This is a genomic window from Aeromonas sp. S5(2024) (assembly GCF_041403025.1).
In the GTDB taxonomy this organism is placed as follows: domain Bacteria; phylum Pseudomonadota; class Gammaproteobacteria; order Enterobacterales; family Aeromonadaceae; genus Aeromonas; species Aeromonas hydrophila.
In genome coordinates this window covers 205,769-221,603 of sequence record NZ_JBGLRI010000007.1, presented here as the reverse complement: position 1 = coordinate 221,603, position 15,835 = coordinate 205,769, and the positions used below count along the sequence as shown (strand labels likewise).

Below are 15,835 nucleotides of genomic sequence, written 5' to 3'. Positions count from 1 at the left end.
GCATATTCAGGTATTGACAGGATTTGTGACCATAATTATAAAATGACTGGTGATTCTTACCAAAAAATAGCCAAAGGATGGAATAAATGATGGAAGCTAAGAGTCGGCTAAAGGATTTGGACAGGATTGACCGCAACATTCTGAATGAGCTGCAAAAGGATGGCAGAATTTCGAACGTTGAGTTGTCCAAACGAGTTGGCCTGAGTCCTACACCGTGTCTGGAACGGGTTCGTCGCCTCGAGCGACAAGGGTATATCGAAGGGTATGCCGCCATTCTGAACCCTCATTATCTGGACGCGTCTCTGCTGGTATTCGTGGAAATTACCCTCAATCGCGGTGCCCCCGATGTGTTTGAACAGTTCAACAAGGCTGTTCAGGTGCTCGAGGAGATCCAGGAGTGCCATCTGGTCTCCGGCGATTTCGACTATCTGCTCAAGACCCGAGTCAGCGACATGTCGGCCTATCGCCGTCTGCTGGGGGAAACCCTGCTGCGTCTGCCTGGTGTCAATGACACTCGTACCTATGTGGTGATGGAAGAGGTCAAACAGAGCAGTCGTCTGGTGATCAGCACCCGTTGAGTCGGGTTATGCTGTGGCTTGCCAGCCTTGCGACAAGTCACGACATTCAGAAACGAGCGGCCGGTCCGCTCGTTTCTTCTTATCGAGTCGGTTGTGAATATGGCCGCCACGCCAGGCACTGGCTGACAACCGGTGGGCTTTTCAGGGATACTAGGCCCCCTTATCCCCCTGCATTACATGTTTTCAGAAAGGAGCCGGAGTTTGGCCGATAAAAAGCTGTTTACTCCTTTATCAGGTACACAACGGATCTTCGAAGCCGTCTTGATCGCCATCACCCTGATGGCTGCCTATCTCTTGCTTGCCCTGTTGTCCTACCACCCTGCCGATCCCGGTTGGTCCCAGACCTCCTGGCAAGGGGAGGTGAAAAACCTCGCCGGTAGCGCGGGGGCCTGGCTCGCCGACATCACCATGTTTACCTTCGGGGCTTTTTCCTATCTGGTTCCTCCCCTGGTCGTGCTGCTGGGCTGGAGCCTGTTCTGGCGTCCAAGCCGGCTGCTCGATGTGGATTACCTCACCCTGTCGGTGCGCATCGTCGGCTTCGTGCTGACCGTGCTCGGCATGTCCGCCATCGCCAGCATGAACTTCAACGATCTGCAGAATTTTTCCGCCGGCGGCCTGGTGGGGGACGTGATCTCCTCCGCCGTGGTGCCGCTGTTTGGCGGGGTTGGCGCCAACCTGATGCTGCTCTGCTTCGTGGCTACCGGCATCACCCTGTTCACCGGCTGGTCCTGGCTGACCATCGTCGAGCGGATCGGCGCTGCCTGCACCGGTTCAGTCAGCACCGTTTACCATTTTCCCACCACCCTCGGCCGCTGGCTGACCGGTGGCTGGCGCCAGCCGCGCGTTGAGGGGCCGGATCCCTTGCTGGAAGGGAGCGTGGGGGCCATCGAGCTCGATGACGAGGAAGATGAACCGCACTCCAGCTGGACCCGTCGTCCCAAGGAGAAGGCCAGCACCAAGAGCCAGAAGGCCAAGTCCGATGAGTGGCTGCCTGAGCTTGATGAGGATACATTCCAGTTCGACCCGCAGTTTGACGATGAAGATGACGAGCCGGCCCCGGTGGCCAAGGCCAAGCGTGCCGCCACCAACGGCGCCCGTCGTCAGCCTGCCCTGGTGACGGCCGATGACGAGGACGATGATCTGGATCTGCCCTGGGCAGAAGGGGATGAAGAGGCGCCTGTGCCGGCTGCTCCCACCCCCGGCAAGCCCAAGCGCCGCCTGCAACCTGGGCTGCCCCCCTTGCCCAGCATCGAGCTGCTGGACCGTCCGCCCGCCAAGACCCAGATGATGAGCAAGGACGAGCTGGAGCGCATGGGCCGGCTGGTGGAGGCGAAACTGGCCGACTACAACGTGCAGGCCAAGGTGGTGGGCGTCTATCCGGGCCCCGTCATCACCCGTTTCGAACTGGATCTGGCGCCCGGCATGAAGGCGAGCAAGATCACCAACCTCTCCCGCGATCTGGCCCGCTCTCTGTCGGCCAGCAGCGTGCGGGTGGTGGAAGTGATCCCGGGCAAGACGTTCGTCGGGATCGAGCTGCCCAACCGGGTGCGTCAGACCGTCTACCTGCGCGAGACCCTCGACTGCGACGCCTTCCGCGATAGCCGCAACCCGCTCACCATGGGGCTGGGTCAGGACATCGCCGGCGAACCCGTGGTGGTGAACCTCGCCAAGATGCCCCACCTGCTGGTGGCCGGTACCACAGGCTCCGGTAAGTCGGTGGGGGTGAACACCATGATCATCTCCATGCTCTACAAGTCGACGCCGGACGATCTGCGCTTCATCATGATCGACCCCAAGATGCTGGAGCTGTCGGTCTACGAGGGGATCCCCCATCTGCTGACCGAGGTGGTGACCGACATGAAGGACGCCGCCAACGCCCTGCGCTGGTGCGTGGGCGAGATGGAGCGTCGCTACAAGCTGATGTCGGCGGTCGGGGTGCGCAACCTCAAGGGCTACAACGACAAGGTGCTGGCGGCCATCGAGGAGGGGGAACCCCTGCTGGATCCGCTGTGGCGTCCGGGCGACTCCATGGACCAGATGCCGCCTGAGCTGGAAAAACTGCCCCACATCGTGGTGGTGGTGGACGAGTTTGCCGACATGATGATGATCGTCGGCAAGAAGGTGGAGGAGCTGATCGCCCGTATCGCCCAGAAGGCGCGGGCAGCCGGTATTCACCTGATCCTCGCGACCCAGCGTCCATCGGTGGATGTCATTACCGGTCTCATCAAGGCCAACATCCCGACCCGTATCTCGTTCCAGGTGTCGAGCAAGATCGACTCCCGTACCATCATCGATCAGGGCGGCGCCGAATCCCTGCTCGGCATGGGCGACATGCTCTACATGCCGGCCGGTACCTCCAACCCGACCCGGGTGCACGGTGCCTTTGTCGACGACCACGAGGTGCACAAGGTGGTGGCGGACTGGAAACTGCGCGGCGAGCCGAACTACATCGAGGAGATCCTCTCCGGTGAATCCGGCGGCGAGGGCGGCAGCGGCGAATATGGCGGTGGTGACGACGAAGAACTCGACCCCCTGTTCGACGAGGCGGTGGCCTTCGTGGTGGAATCGCGCCGCGGCTCGACCTCCAGCGTGCAGCGCAAGTTCAAGATCGGTTACAACCGGGCGGCCCGTCTCATCGAGCAGATGGAAAACCAGGGCATCGTCAGCGCCCCGGGCGGCAATGGTCAGCGCGATGTGCTGGCTCCGCCACCGGTACGGGACTAAGCCTCACCCCTCTATCATCCTGGCCATGCCCCCTGCGGGCGTGGCCTTTTATCGAGATAGCCGTTATGAAAAGCATGATGAAAAAACAACTGTTGATGGGCACTGTGCTGCTGGTTGCCAGCAGCCAGGTGTGGGCCGATGCGGCCAGCGATCTCAAGCAGAAGCTGGCGGGGGTGAGCCTCTTCTCCGCCAAGTTTGCCCAGATCGTCTATGACAGCAAGGGCAAGGAGCTGCAGCGCGCCGGCGGTGATCTGCTGGTACAGCGCCCCAATCGCTTCAACTGGCACACCACCTCGCCGGACGAGAGCCTGATCGTGGCCGATGGCAAGGATGTCTGGGTCTATGATCCCTTCGTCGAGCAGGTGACCGCCCTCAAGATGAAGGATGCGGTGCTCAACACCCCCTTCGTGCTGATCGCCGGTAACGACAACAGCCTCTGGAAGAACTATGACGTGACCCAGGAAGGGGATGTTTACACCGTCACCAGTCGCAATCAGGACGAGCTGATCGCCTCCTTCCGCATCACCTTCGACAGGCAGAACAACATCAGCCGCTTTGACGTGAAAGAGGCCCAGGGCCAGTGGAGCGAGTTCACCCTGAGCAACTTCAACCGCAAGCCGGTGCTCAAGGGCAACGAATTTGTCTTCAAGATCCCCAAGGGGGTCGCGCTGGACGATCAGCGCTGATGAGCAGACGGTCGCTGGATTTGTGGTCGGCCCGTCTGCCAATGGCGACGGGCATGATGCTGGGGGTCAATACCGATGAGTAACCTCTTGTTGGATTTCTCGTGGGCCCGTTGTTCCATGTTGGTATGCGTGATACTGAACGGTCAATACAGATGAGCAACTTGTCGCTGGATTTCTCGTCGGACTTTCGTCCGTTGGCGGCCCGGATGCGGCCGCAAACCCTCGAGCAGTATATCGGTCAGCAACATATTCTGGGGCCTGACAAGCCCCTGCGCAAAGCGATCCTGGCCGGCCACTGCCACTCCATGATCCTGTGGGGGCCTCCCGGCACCGGCAAGACCACGCTGGCCGAACTGATGGCCCACTACTGCCAGGCCGAGGTCGAGCGGCTCTCGGCGGTCACCTCCGGCATCAAGGAGATCCGCGCCGCCATCGACAAGGCCAAGGAGAACAGCTGGCGCGGGGTGCGCACCATCCTGTTCGTGGACGAGGTGCACCGTTTCAACAAGAGCCAGCAGGACGTGTTCCTGCCTCACATCGAAGACGGCACCATCACCTTCATCGGCGCCACCACCGAAAACCCCTCGTTCGAACTGAACAACGCGCTGCTCTCCCGGGCCCGGGTCTATCTGCTCAAACGGCTGGAGGAGGAGGACATCCTCACCCTGCTCGATCAGGCGATGCAGGACGCTCGCGGGCTCAATGATCCGGCGCTGACCTTCGCCCCCGGGGTGAAGGAGGCGCTGGCCAAGGCGGTGGATGGGGACGGGCGCAAGTCCCTCAACTACCTGGAGCTGCTGGCCGACATGGCCGAGCCCGACGGCAGCGGCCAGAAGCTTATCGACAGCACCCTGCTGGCCGCCGTGGTGGGGGAGCACGTGGCGCGCTTCGACAAGGGGGGCGATCACTTCTACGACCTCATCTCGGCGGTGCACAAATCCATTCGCGGCTCGGCACCGGATGCGGCGCTCTACTGGTATGCCCGTATGGTGAGTGCCGGTTGCGATCCGCTCTATATTGCGCGCCGGTTGCTGGCGATTGCCTCCGAGGACGTGGGCAATGCCGATCCCCGTGCCATGCAGGTGGCGCTCTCGGCCTGGGACTGCTTCCACCGCATCGGGCCGGCGGAAGGGGAGCGGGCCATCGCCCAGGCGATCGTCTACCTCGCCTGCGCGCCCAAGAGCAACGCGGTCTACACCGCCTGGAAGGCGGCGCTTCATGATGCCAAGAACCTGCCGGACTTCGAGGTGCCGCCGCACCTGCGCAACGCACCGACCAAGCTGATGAGCGAGCTGGGCTATGGCGCCGAGTACCGTTACGCCCACGACGAGCCCGGTGCCTATGCCGCCGGCGAGCAGTACTTCCCGCCCGAGCTGGCCGGCAAGCAGTACTACCAGCCCACCGAGCGGGGGCTGGAGAAGCAGATTGGCCAGAAGCTCGACTATCTGCATGAGCTGGATCGGCAGAGCCCGCGGCAACGGGACAAATAGTGGTGTGGATGGCGGCTGGTAGCGAGCCTCTCCCGGGTCTGTCTTGCCGGGTTGCGCGTTAATTGGTCAGCCGATTTGATCCAGGTCGTCATCCCCCGGAAAACAGGGCAAAACGGGCGCAATAGTCCCTGTTCGGGCGGGGGGGCGGTCTGATACACTGGCCCTCTGACCCCGCTTGTCTTGGCCTGGTGCCATCTTCTTGATTTCGAAGGCCTGCTCACCATAGGCCCGATTCTGAAAGACGACAGGGGTGCGCCAACCGATGTTAACTTCCGGATCTGTTTTCCAGCCCGTCATGATGACTCAGGCCCAGATCCCATTTTAAAAAAGTAGGTAAACCATGCTGGATCCCAAATATCTGCGCAGCGATATCGCCGAAGCTGCCGCTCGTCTGGCGACACGTGGCTACGTTCTGGACGTAGCGGCTGTCAATGCTCTGGAAGAGAAACGCAAGGATCTGCAGTCCCGTACCCAGGAGCTGCAGGCCGAGCGCAACGCCCGCTCCAAATCCATCGGTGAGGCTGCCCGTCGCGGCGAAGATGTTGCCCCGCTCAAGGCCGAGGTCACCAAGATCAACGAAGAGCTCGAGACCAGCAAGGTCGAGCTGGATGCCCTGCTGGCCGAGCTGAAGGTCATCGCAGACGCCATCCCCAACCTGCCGAGCGACACCACCCCGGTCGGTCGTGATGAGAACGACAACGTGGAAGTGCGCCGTTGGGGCACCCCGCGCGAGTTCAGCTTCCCGGTGCGCGATCACATCGATCTGGGTGAAGCGGCCAAGGGCGTTGACTTCAAGAACGGCGTCAAGCTCTCCGGCTCCCGCTTCGTGGTGATGAAGGGCCAGATTGCCCGTCTGCACCGCGCCCTGGCCCAGTTCATGCTGGACCTGCACACCCTGCAGCACGGTTACACCGAGTGCTACGTGCCCTATCTGGTCAACCCGGACAGCCTGTACGGTACCGGCCAGCTGCCGAAGTTCTCCCAGGACCTGTTCAATACCGGCATCGACGGCGAAGGGGAAGAAGAGGGCAAGGTACGCAAGTTCTCCCTGATCCCGACCTCCGAAGTGCCGCTCACCAACATGGCCCGCGACGAGATCTTCGACGAGCAGGAACTGCCCATCAAGATGACCGCCCACAGCCCCTGCTTCCGTTCCGAAGCCGGCTCCTACGGTCGTGATACCCGTGGCCTCATCCGCATGCACCAGTTCGACAAGGTCGAGATGGTCCAGCTGGTGCACCCTTCGAGCTCCTGGGAAGCACTGGAAGAGATGGCGGGTCACGCCGAGAAGGTGCTGCAACTGCTGGAGCTGCCGTATCGCGTGATGGCGCTCTCTACCGGTGACATGGGCTTCTGCGCCGCCAAGACTTACGATCTGGAAGTGTGGCTGCCGGCCCAGAACACCTATCGCGAGATCTCCTCCGTCTCCAACTGTACCGACTTCCAGGCGCGCCGCATGCAGGCTCGTGTGCGCATCGATGGCAAGCCGCAGCTGCTGCACACCCTGAATGGCTCCGGCCTGGCAGTGGGTCGCACCCTGGTGGCGGTGATCGAGAACTACCAGCAGGAAGACGGCCGCATCGCAATCCCGGCGGCGCTGCAATCCTACATGGGCGGCCTGACCCACATCGGGTAAGCGCTCATTGCAGACGACAACGCCATGGCATGCCATGGCGTTGTGCATTCTGGCGTCGGTCAACCGTTTCAATGGGCCGTGAATGCGCTGGTTCGCCGCCTGTTTGAACCGTTAACACATTTTTATCAAGCATTGCGCAATCGTTTTTGTTAGACTGCGCCGCAATTTCGCAGGACATCTTTTTCTATGGTCTGGATTGATTACGCCATCATCGGCATCGTCGGTTTCTCTGCTCTCATCAGCCTGGTGCGCGGCTTCGTCAAGGAGGCCATGTCCCTTGTCACCTGGTTTGTCGCCTTCTTCATCGCCAGCCATTTCTATTCGGATCTCGCCATCTACTTCACCTCGTTCAGCGATCCGCTGGTGCGCAACGGCCTGGCCATCGCCGCCCTGTTCGTGGCGACCCTGATCCTCGGCAGCGTGGTGAACTACGTGGTGGGGCTGTTGGTGGACAAGACGGGGCTGTCCGGGACCGATCGGGTGCTTGGCATCTGTTTTGGCGCTATTCGCGGGGTACTGATCGTCAGTGCCCTGCTTTTTTTCATGGATACCTTCACCAATCTCTCCCAGAGCGACTGGTGGACGGCGTCCAAGCTGGTGCCCGAGTTCAAGCCGGTCATCCAGTGGTTTTTCGGGTTCATGCTGAACTCATCGAGTTTTCTTAAACAGGTATAGTGACTTCGAGGTAGCAAAGACATGTGTGGTATTGTCGGTATAGTTGGCACCACCCCCGTCAATCAGGCCCTCTACGACGCCTTGACGGTGTTGCAGCACAGGGGACAGGATGCCGCCGGGATCGTGACCATTGACAGTGGAAACTTCCGGCAACGCAAGGCCAACGGCCTGGTGAAGGACGTGTTTGAAGTGCGTCACATGCAGCGCTTGAAAGGGCATATCGGCATAGGACATGTCAGATATCCCACCGCAGGCAGCTCCAGTGCCGCTGAAGCCCAACCTTTTTACGTGAACTCCCCCTACGGCATGGTGCTGGCCCACAACGGCAACCTCACCAACGCCAAGGAGCTCAAGGAGCAGCAGTTCAAGGTGGCCCGTCGCCACATCAACACCACTTCGGACTCCGAGGTGCTGCTGAACGTGCTGGCGCACGAGCTGGATCTCTGTGACAAGATGGCGCTGCGCCCGGAAGACATCTTCTCGGCGGTGCGCAAGGTGCACCAGCAGATCCGCGGCGCCTATGCCGTGGTCTCTCTGGTGATCGGCCACGGCCTCATCGGTTTTCGCGACCCCAACGGCATTCGCCCGCTGATCCTGGGCCGCCGGGTCGACGAGCAGGGGCAGGTGGAGTACATGCTCGCCTCCGAGAGCGTGGCGCTTGATGCCATCGGTTTCGAGACGGTGCGCGACGTCGCGCCGGGGGAGGCCATCTACATCACAGAGCAGGGCCAGCTTTTCTCCGAGCAGTGTGCGGAGAACCCGCAGATGAGTTCCTGCATCTTCGAATACGTCTACTTCGCTCGCCCTGATTCGTGCATCGACAAGGTGTCGGTCTACGCCGCCCGCCTCAACATGGGCCGCAAGCTGGGCCAGAAGATTGCCCGCGAGTGGGAAGATCTCGACGTGGACGTGGTCATCCCCATCCCCGAGACCTCCTGCGACGTGGCGCTGGAAATCGCCCACACCCTCGACTTGCCGTATCGTCAGGGCTTCGTGAAGAACCGCTACATCGGCCGTACCTTCATCATGCCGGGCCAGACCCAACGCAAGAAGTCGGTGCGCCGCAAGCTCAATGCCATCAGCTCCGAGTTCAAGGGCAAGAAGGTGTTGCTGGTGGACGACTCCATCGTGCGCGGCACCACTTCCGAGCAGATCATCCAGATGGCCCGTGAAGCAGGGGCAGCCAAGGTCTACTTCGCCTCGGCGGCGCCGGAAATTCGCTTCCCCAACGTCTACGGCATCGACATGCCCACCGCCAACGAGCTGATCGCCCACGGCCGGGAAGTGGAAGAGGTGTGCAAGCTGATTGGCGCCGACGGCCTCATCTTCCAGGATCTGGAAGATCTGGAAGCAGCGGTGCGGGAGATCAACCCCGAGCTACGCTATTTCGAGACCTCGGTGTTCAACGGCCATTACGTCACCTCCGACGTGGATCAATCCTACCTCGACCACCTCAACGCCATGCGCAGCGATGACAACAAGGCGGTGCGTGAGTGGCAGGAAGGCACCAGCAACCTGGAAATTTTTAACGAAGGCAGTTAAACGTTTTCCACGCAGGGGTGTTGCAACGAGATGGGGGCCTGGGCCCCCATTGTTGTTTCCGCTCGCCGAAAAGGGCCCGCATCTGCTTGAAAAAGCAGCGTTTGTATTCGCAGCTATGGGCAGTGGCGGCGGGATCCGCTAGCATGGGCCGCCGCCGTATCAACCCGAACAGACGAGAATTCAGATGGATGACCTGCTAGCCCCCGTGCGCCAGTTTTTGCACTGCGAGACCCCGGATGCGTGGATCGAGATGGCGCGGGATCCCGCCTGGCTGCCGACCCTGCTCATCGATCACGCCAACTGCGAGAACAAGGCCGCGCTCACCGCTCACAGCCTGGTGCGCCGCTACTGTCTGCCCAAGGGCAAGCGTCATCTGCTGCCCAAGCTGGAGTTCTATCGGGAGCTGGACGCGATTCCGGAGAAGGCCGAGATCCTGGGCAAGCGCAGCATGGGGGAGTCTGATCGCACCGTGTTCGAGGAGCTGTCCCGCAATCCGCTGCTGTTTCCCATGGTGCGACTCATCCAGGAGGAGCTGCATCACTTCGAGCAGGTGCTGGAGATGATGCAGGCCCGCGACATTCCCTATGGCCCGGTGACCGCCTCCCGCTATGCCCGCAATCTGATGCAGCATGTGCGCACCCACGAGCCCGCCACCATCGTCGACAAGCTGATCATCGGCGCCTATATCGAGGCGCGCTCCTGCGAGCGGTTTGCCAAGCTGGCGCCCCATCTGGACGAGGAACTGGGCCGTTTCTATGTCTCCTTGCTGCGCTCCGAGGCGCGCCACTATCAGGACTATCTGGCGCTGGCCGAGCAATATGCGGGGGAGGACATCAGTGAACGGGTGGCCTTCTTCGGCCAGGTGGAGGCGGAGCTGATCCGCTCGCCGGATCCGCAGTTCCGGTTCCATAGCGGTCTTCCTGTCAGATCTGACAGTTGTTGACGGGCAGGGCGCTGCCTACCATTGCAGCGTTCCTACTACGAGCGACGCATTCATTTTTGAGCGCAATTCCCGGCCCCTGAGCCGGGATTTTTTTGTCTCTTTTTCAGGCGTGAAAGCGGCGGGCAGGAGCCGGCGGCGAGCCGGCGGGTGGGGATCAACGGCGGTATTCGTTGTTGTAGTTCTGGATGAGGCGCCGGGTCACCTCGTGCTGGGGATCGGCGAATACCTTGAGGGTCTTGCCGCGCTCCACCACCCGTCCTTCGTGCATCACCAGCACCTCGTCGCTGATGTGGCTCACCACCCCCAGATCGTTGGCCACCAGCACATAGCTCAGCCCCATGGTCTCCTGCATCTCCAGCAGCAGGTTGATGATCTGGGAGCGCACCGAGATATCCAGGGTAGAGAGCGCCTCGTCGGCCACCACAATCTTGGGGTTGAGGATCAGCGCCCGTGCCAGCGCCACCCGCTGCTGCTGACCGGCGGAGAGCATCTGCGGATAGAAGAGGGCGTGGTCCGCCAGCATGCCCACCATGCGCAGGGTCTGCACCACCTTGTCGCGGCGCTCCTCCTCGGTCATCTCGGTGTTGAGGCGCAGCGGCGTCTCCAGGATCTGGCCGACCCGGATCTTGCGGTTGAGGGAGGAGTTGGGGTCCTGGAAGATCATCCGCAGCAGCTTGCAGCGGGTCTGATAGTCACCGTGGATCATCGGCTGCCCCTCGATGGCGATCTCGCCACCGCTCGGCTCTATCATGCCCGCCAGAATGCGGGCCAGGGTGCTCTTGCCGGAGCCGGCCTCGCCGACGATGGCCAGGGTCTGGCCCACCTCGAGATCAAAAGAGAGCGGCTTGATGGCTTCCACCGCCCGGCGTCGAAACAGGCCGGTGCGGTTCTGATAGGTCTTGCACAGGCCCCTGACCTGCAACAGGGAGGGTTCGATCACTGTCCTGGCTCCTTGGTGAGAGGGCATGCTGCCACGCTCTGATACGGGATTGAATTCACTTTTTGGGTTCTTCCATGTTCAACGGGAAGTGGCAGCTGAACTGGTGCCCCTTGATCTTGCTCATCAGCGGGGTCTGCACGCACTGCTTCTGGGCATAGGGGCAGCGGGGGCCGAGCCGGCAACCGATGGGCAGGTGCTGCAGCGGCGGAATGACGCCGGGCAGGGTTTCCAGGCGCGACTTGTGGCGCACCAGCTTGTCAAAGTCGGGGATCGACTTGAGCAGCGCATCGGTATAGGGGTGGTGCGGTGTCTCCAGGATCTGCTCCCGGGTACCCACCTCCACCATCTGCCCGCAATACATCACGTTGATGGTGTCGGTCAGGTTGGCGATGGCGGCGATGTCGTTGCTGATGATGAGGATGGTGGTGTTGCCCAGCTTGTTCATCTTGTCCAGCAGCCGCAGGATCTGCGAATGGGTGGTGGACTCCATGGCGCTGGTGGGTTCGTCCGCCACCAGCAGGCGCGGCTGGTTGGCGATGGCCATGGCGATCATCACTTTCTGGCACATGCCGTCCGACAGCTCGTGAGGGTAGGCCCGCATCACCTTGCGGTGATCCTTGACGCCGACCCGGTGCAGCAAGGCGATGGCCTTCTTCTTGCGCCACTGGAAGCGCTGCCAGAACTGCCCCTCGAAGGAGTCGGTCGGGATCGCCTCTTCCAGCTGGGTACCGATCTCCTCGGAGGGGTCGAGACAGCTGATGGGGTCCTGGAAGATCATGGCGATCTCGCGGCCCATGATGCGGCGCCGCTCGCGGGGCGCCATGGTCAGCAAGTCCATGTCGTTGAAGCGCATCCGGTCGGCGCGCACCGTCCAGTTGTCCTTCTGGATGCCGACGATCACCTTGGCCACCAGGCTCTTGCCGGAGCCGGATTCGCCCACCAGGCCGCGGATCTCCCCCTCGGCCAGGGTCAGGCTCACCTTGTCCACCGCCTTGACCTTGCCCTGCGGGGTGTCGATCTCGATGGTGAGGTTGCGTATATCGAGCAGAGGCATCAGTCATTCCCCTCTTTGAGCGCTTCGCGAATGCCTTCACCTACTAGATTGGTGACCAGCACGCTGAACAGGATGGCCATGCCCGGCAGGGTCACGGTCCAGGGGGCGAGATAGATGAGATCGCTCGAGTCGGCCAGCATGGCGCCCCATTCCGGTTGCGGTGACTGGGCGCCGAGGCCGAGAAAACCCACCGCCGAGATGTCGAGGATGGCCGCCGACAGGGTGCGGGTGGTCTGGGCCACCAGGGTCTCGACGATGTTTGGCAAAATGGCCAGCCGCATGATGCGCAAGGGGGGCGAGCCGTCGAGCCGGCTGGCGATGATGTACTCCTTCTGCATCTCGGTGTGAACCGCGTTGTAGGTGGCCCGGATGAAGGGAGGGATCAGCGCCAGGGTAATGGCGATCAGGGTGTTGAACAGGCCCGGCCCCAGGATGGCCACCATGATGATGGCCAGCAGCAGGGAGGGGATGGAGAGCAGGGTATCGAGCAGGTGGTGCAGCACACTCGACTTGAGCCCCTTGCTCATGCCGCCGAGGATGCCGATGGCGGTACCCGCCACCATGGCGATCACCACCACCAGCAGGGCGTTGCCAAAGGTGAACCTGGCGCCCACCACCAGCCGGGAGAGGATGTCGCGGCCCAGATCATCGGTACCGAGGAAATAATCGATGTTGCCGCTATTGGCCCAGGAGGGGGCCAGCAGCAAACGGCTGCTGTGCTGCTCGTCGATGCCGTAGGGCACCACCAGCGGGCCGAACAGGGTGATGAGCAGCAGGATCACGAAGCACCAGAGCCCTGCCATCGCCAGCGGATTGCGGCGATAGGAGGCCCAGGTCTGCTCCAGCGGCGAGAGGATCTTGAGCTCGGGGTAGAGGCTAGTCTTGTCTTGCATAGGATTCCTGGCTCCGGGTCATGCCATGAGCACGTTCAGTCTTGTTTTGCATAGAGTTCTTTGCGCCGCGCCGGGTAGATGATGGTGGTGAGCAGCTCGGTGCTGACGCTGATGAAGATGACGAAGCTGGCCACCACCAGGGTGGCACCGCGGATGGCGGCGTAATCCTGCAGGGCGATGCTGTTGATGAGCCAGCGGCCGATGCCGTGCCACTCGAACACCACCTCGGTGATCATGGCGGAGGTGAGCACGCTGCCCAGCTGCAGGCCCAGCAGCGGCAGCACCGGCGGCAGGGCGTTCTTGAGGCCGTGACGCCAGACGATCTGGCGACGGGAGAGGCCGCGGCTGGCCGCCGCCTTGATGTAGTTCTGCTTCATCACGTCGATGAGGGAGCTGCGCACGTGGCGGATCACCTCGGTGGTGGGTACCACCGCCAGCACCAGCGAGGGCAGGATCAGGTGGCGCAGGGCGTCGTGCAGGGCGGCCTGGCGCCAGGGCTCGTGGCTCATCAGCACGTCGATGAGGGCGATGCCGGTGATGGAGGGCACGTCATAGAGCAGGCTGATCTGGCCGGAGGCGGGCAGCCAGCCCAGATCCAGCGAGAAGAACATTACCACCAGCAGTGCCAGCCAGAACACCGGCACCGCGTAGCCGATGAGGCCGGCGGTCATGATGGTCAGATCGAGCGGCTTGCCCTGGGAGAGGGCCGCCAGGGTGCCGAGCGGAATGCCCACCAGCAGCGAGATGGCGAAAGCCGCCACGCAGAGGATCAGGGTAGCGGGGAAGTAGTGACGGATCTCGTCCAGCACCGGCAGGCCGGAGACGCCGGAGAGCCCCAGATCCCCGTCCAGAATGTGGCGCAGGAAGTCGGGGTAGCCGCTCCAGAAGCTGGCCTGCTGGCCGATGAGGCGCACGTCCAGCAGGTAGGCGACGAAGGTCAGCGCCAGCAGGGTGATGAGCAGCAGATTGATGCGACGCAGGATATAGAGAAACATGCTTACTCCCGATAGGCCTGGTTGAAGACGGTGCCGCCAAAGGGCATCAGGGAGAGCCCCTCGATGTCGCTGCGGCTGACTTGGGTGCGCAGGGCATGGGCCAGCGGAATGAGCGGCATCTGCTCGTTGAGCAGGGTCTGGGCGTAGTAGTAGTTGCGCAGCCTGAATGCCAGCTGGGGCGTGGTCACCGCGTCGTCCAGCAGCTGATCAAACGCCGGGCTGCACCAGCGGCTGTAGTTGTTGCCACGCTCGACGGCGGCGCAGCTCAGCAGTTGGCGAAAGAAGTTGTCCGGGTCGGCGTTGTCGGCAATCCAGCCGCTGAGCAGGCTGTCGTACTGGCCCTGGGCGAGGCGGGCCTCGATGACCGGCCACTCCTGCTGCACGATTTTGAGCTTGATGCCGACCTTGGCCAGATCGCTTCGCATCAGCTGGGCGGTTTTGAGGGCATCCGGGTTGTAGGCGCGCGAGCCCGGCTGCACCAGCACCTGCATCTCGAACCCTTGCTCCAGTCCCGCCTCCTTGAGCAGCTGGCGCGCCCGCTTGAGATCCGGCTGGCGCATCGGCAGGGAGGGGTTGTAACCCCAGGAGAGCGGCGGCAGCAGGCTGTTGGCGGCCTGACCCGTCTCGAAATAGACCGCCTGCAGCAGGTTGTCGATGTTGATGGCGCTGGCGATGGCCTGGCGCACCTGCACCTTGTTGAACGGTGCTTTGCGGGTATTGAGGGCGAGGAAGGCGACGTTCATGCCGGACTGCACCGCCAGGCTGAGGTCGGGATCCTGGTCGATCACCGACAGCTGGCTGGCGGCCGGGGTGCTCATCACGTCGCACTCGCCGGTCAGCAGCTTGGCCAGCCGCTTGGACGATTTGGGAGTGATGTCGTAGATGAGCTGCTCAATCTTGGCCTCGCCGCCCCAGTAACCGGGGTGGCGCAGGTAGCGCACATACTCGTTGTGGCGATACTCCTTGAAGCTGAACGGCCCGGTGCCCACCGGGCGGCTGTCGATGAGCCCCGGGGTGCCGGCCTTTTGCAGCTGCCCGGCATATTCGGCGGAGAGCACGATGGCGTAGTCGCTGGCGAGGGTGGCGAGGAAGGAGGCATCCGGCCGGTTCAGCTCGAATACCACCTGATCCGTGCCCTTCTTGTAGACCCGCTTGATCAGCTGATCCAGCCCCAGGCTGTAGAAGTAGGGGTATTCACCGCCGGAGACGTCGTGATAGGAGTGCTGCTTGTCGAGCAGCCGCTGCCAGGTGAACACCACGTCGTCGGCGTTGAGGGGGCGCGAGGGGTTGAACCAGGGCGTGTGGTGAAAGGTGACTCCCTTGCGCAGGGTCAGGGTATAGAAGAGGCCGTCTTCGCTGGTGCTCCAGCGGGTGGCGAGCCCTCCCTCCAGCGCCAGGGTGTTGGGGTTCACCTCCAGCAGACGGTCGTAGAGCGGGCGCGAGCTGGCATCCAGGGTCACCCCGGAATTGGAGACCTGGGGATTGAAGGTCTGGGGCGAGCCTTCGGCACAATAGATGAGTCCCGTCCTGGACGCGTCGTCTTGTTTCTGACAACCGGTGAGCAGCACCAGCACTCCAAGCAGCAAGGGTTTGAGCATTCTCATTGTCGAACCATGTTTTTATACGAAGTTGCCGGCGACGGGGCCGGCAAGGGGTGGGTGCCGCTCTGAGGCAGGCTG

Annotated in this window: 13 protein-coding genes; 8 read left to right on the top strand and 5 right to left on the bottom strand. The window is 62.2% G+C overall.

Features of this window, described 5'->3' with window-relative positions; genetic code table 11:
• Positions 1-86 precede the first annotated feature (86 nt).
• The 8 genes from lrp (at position 87) to ACB032_RS15150 (ending at position 10,274) form a co-directional block, all read left to right on the top strand.
• Positions 87-578 carry a leucine-responsive transcriptional regulator Lrp gene (gene lrp, locus ACB032_RS15185; RefSeq protein ID WP_005300047.1) on the top strand — a complete coding sequence of 164 codons (492 nt, stop codon included), beginning with the start codon at positions 87-89 and terminating at the stop codon, positions 576-578.
• A gap of 201 nt (positions 579-779) precedes the next feature.
• A complete protein-coding gene (locus tag ACB032_RS15180; RefSeq protein ID WP_371138239.1) occupies positions 780-3,302 on the top strand; it encodes a DNA translocase FtsK 4TM domain-containing protein in 2,523 nt (840 codons plus the stop codon).
• A 77-nt stretch (positions 3,303-3,379) separates the two neighbouring features.
• Positions 3,380-3,988: an outer membrane lipoprotein chaperone LolA gene (gene lolA, locus ACB032_RS15175; RefSeq protein WP_043145982.1), complete on the top strand. Its 609-nt coding sequence runs from the start codon at positions 3,380-3,382 to the stop codon at positions 3,986-3,988.
• A gap of 152 nt (positions 3,989-4,140) precedes the next feature.
• Complete coding sequence (locus ACB032_RS15170; protein ID WP_371138238.1) at positions 4,141-5,478, top strand: replication-associated recombination protein A; 1,338 nt, start codon at positions 4,141-4,143, stop codon at positions 5,476-5,478.
• Between the two features lie 340 nt (positions 5,479-5,818).
• Positions 5,819-7,114 carry a serine--tRNA ligase gene (gene serS / locus ACB032_RS15165; protein WP_039214580.1) on the top strand — a complete coding sequence of 432 codons (1,296 nt, stop codon included), beginning with the start codon at positions 5,819-5,821 and terminating at the stop codon, positions 7,112-7,114.
• A gap of 186 nt (positions 7,115-7,300) precedes the next feature.
• Positions 7,301-7,789, top strand: a complete 489-nt coding sequence (locus ACB032_RS15160; RefSeq protein WP_011705745.1) for a CvpA family protein — start codon at positions 7,301-7,303, stop codon at positions 7,787-7,789.
• A 21-nt stretch (positions 7,790-7,810) separates the two neighbouring features.
• Positions 7,811-9,331, top strand: coding sequence for an amidophosphoribosyltransferase (gene purF / locus ACB032_RS15155; protein ID WP_371138237.1), 1,521 nt, complete (start codon positions 7,811-7,813; stop codon positions 9,329-9,331).
• A 184-nt stretch (positions 9,332-9,515) separates the two neighbouring features.
• Positions 9,516-10,274: a tRNA-(ms[2]io[6]A)-hydroxylase gene (locus ACB032_RS15150; protein ID WP_371138236.1), complete on the top strand. Its 759-nt coding sequence runs from the start codon at positions 9,516-9,518 to the stop codon at positions 10,272-10,274.
• 154 nt (positions 10,275-10,428) lie between these two features.
• Here the strand turns inward: ACB032_RS15150 and ACB032_RS15145 are convergent, their stop codons facing one another.
• From ACB032_RS15145 to sapA, 5 genes are read right to left on the bottom strand one after another with little or no spacing between them, the layout of a single operon-like run.
• Complete coding sequence (locus tag ACB032_RS15145; protein WP_011705748.1) at positions 10,429-11,214, bottom strand: ATP-binding cassette domain-containing protein; 786 nt, start codon at positions 11,212-11,214, stop codon at positions 10,429-10,431.
• 55 nt (positions 11,215-11,269) lie between these two features.
• On the bottom strand, positions 11,270-12,268 hold the full coding sequence (locus ACB032_RS15140; RefSeq protein ID WP_005300065.1) for an oligopeptide/dipeptide ABC transporter ATP-binding protein: 999 nt from the start codon (positions 12,266-12,268) through the stop codon (positions 11,270-11,272).
• Positions 12,268-13,161: an ABC transporter permease subunit gene (locus ACB032_RS15135; protein ID WP_016350464.1), complete on the bottom strand. Its 894-nt coding sequence runs from the start codon at positions 13,159-13,161 to the stop codon at positions 12,268-12,270. The genes ACB032_RS15140 and ACB032_RS15135 overlap by 1 nt, the downstream gene beginning before the upstream one ends.
• A gap of 35 nt (positions 13,162-13,196) precedes the next feature.
• The gene (locus ACB032_RS15130) at positions 13,197-14,156 is read right to left on the bottom strand and encodes an ABC transporter permease (RefSeq protein ID WP_371138235.1); all 960 of its coding nucleotides are present in this window, start codon (positions 14,154-14,156) and stop codon (positions 13,197-13,199) included.
• 2 nt (positions 14,157-14,158) lie between these two features.
• Positions 14,159-15,754, bottom strand: coding sequence for an ABC transporter substrate-binding protein SapA (gene sapA, locus ACB032_RS15125; protein WP_371138257.1), 1,596 nt, complete (start codon positions 15,752-15,754; stop codon positions 14,159-14,161).
• Between the last annotated feature and the right edge of the window lie 81 nt (positions 15,755-15,835).